The organism is Stenotrophomonas sp. HMWF003 (assembly GCF_003061285.1).
GTDB classification, from domain to species: domain Bacteria; phylum Pseudomonadota; class Gammaproteobacteria; order Xanthomonadales; family Xanthomonadaceae; genus Stenotrophomonas; species Stenotrophomonas maltophilia_AP.
The window spans coordinates 1-1638 of the sequence record NZ_QAIW01000356.1 but is presented as its reverse complement, the minus strand read 5'-3'; the positions used below and the strand labels follow the sequence as shown (position 1 = coordinate 1638).

2 protein-coding genes are annotated in these 1638 nt (G+C 70.0%); one reads left to right on the top strand and one right to left on the bottom strand.

From position 1 onward, the window contains the following. A partial coding sequence (locus tag DBR34_RS14545; protein ID WP_128097327.1) for a hypothetical protein occupies positions 1-961 on the bottom strand: 961 nt, incomplete at its 3' end. A gap of 132 nt (positions 962-1093) precedes the next feature. Between DBR34_RS14545 and DBR34_RS14540 the strand changes: the two genes are divergently transcribed. Beyond that, the coding region (locus DBR34_RS14540; RefSeq protein WP_146186854.1) for an HAD family hydrolase at positions 1094-1638 on the top strand (545 nt) is incomplete at its 3' end.

Here is a 1638-nt window from a genome sequence, read left to right as displayed (position 1 = left end):
GCTCGTAGGCGCGGGCGATGCGGTCGTGCCGGGCGCGTACGGCTTCGGCCCTGGGATCCACATTTCGTTCGTCGCCAAAGGCGCGCAGGAAGCGGCACGCCGCATGGCCCTGCGCCTTGCGCTCGTAATCAGCGATCCACTGCAGGCGAGCGGGCAGGAACGCCTGCTCGGCCGACCACGCCGCCACCGGTGGGCGGATGCGCCGGCGCACGCCAATGCGCCAGGGCTTGGGCGTGAGCCGCGCGCGGAAGCAATGCTGTACCCGGCACATCCGTGCATACAGCGCGTCGGTCTGCAGGGCATCGAACAGGCGCTGTACGACCGGGTCCTGCGCGGAGAAGGTGGCGTGCATCGCCAGCACGCGCATGCCGGCCGGGGTGCGGTAGGCGCGCAGGTGCCACTCCGGGTGCTGCCGGGTGAACTGCTCGACCCGGGCCAGTGCGCCTGCTTCCAGCTGTTCGTCGCGGTGGCGGGCGCGCTTGACCACGAGCACCACCGCGTTCACCGCGACCAGCACCGCACTTGCCAGCGCCACGCCGGCCACCCAGTTCCACACGTTGCCCGCGGCGATGGCCACCACGACCCACAGCGCGCATGCCAGCAGGGTGGGCATGACGCAGCCGGCCGGCGCAGGGCGATGGTCGATGTCGGCAAACAGCACGTCCGGGGTGTTCAGGCAGAGCGCGCCGTAGCTGTTGCGCGTTATCACGATATCGCCATGGCGTTCGACGATCTGCTCGCGGATCGGCACGCCCTCCACGCCGTAGTTGGTGCGGCGTTCGCTGCGCGGCAGGGATTGGCCGGCGGCGATGGCATGCAGTGCTTCCTGTGCACGCGCGTCGGCATGCGCCTGCGCGGCCGCCACGCTGTCATCGGACCAGCCGAATCGGCGCACGATCAGCTGCTTGCGGTTGTGTCGGACTTCGCGTCGGGCTTCTGCCCAGTACTCGGGAACGATCATGGACATCCTTGTGCGATGAATCGGGGGCGCAGCGGAGTCTGCCATGTTGTGCACCTGCACGGCAGCACCCGGGACGCGCAGGGGATGAAGTGCCGTTATGATCGCCCCTTCACCGCATAAGGGACTGCGCGGATGCCCGAGGCAAACGACGCCAACGTGGTTGTATTCGATTTCGATCTGACCCTGACCCGCTGGGAAACGGCGCGCCGCTTCTTCAAGGGCCTGCTGCGGCGCCAGCCAGGGCGGCTGGGCGTGCTGCTGGTCCTGCTGCCACTGCTGGCGCCGTTGCTGCTGATCCCCCGCACGCGCCGCCTGCCTACGCGGTGTGCGGTGTGGCTGGCAACCTTCGGGCACAGTCGCGAGGCAATGCATGCGCTGGCACAGGCGCATGCCGATGCGGTCTTCGCCGCGGGGGAGGCGCTGTTCATCGCCCCGGCGGTTGCACGCCTGCGCGAGCACCTGGCGCAGGGTGACCGGGTGGTCATCGCCACCGGCTGCTGGGAGCCGCTGGCCCGCGCGCTGCTGGCCCATGGCGGGTTGGGCGACGTGCCCCTGGTGGCCTCCACGCTGCGCCCGTGGCGGGGCGGGTGGGTCAGCGATCAGCACTGCCTGGGCGCGAACAAGATCCCGATGCTGGCCGCGCGTGGCTTCGCACCGCCGTGGGCAATGGCCTATAC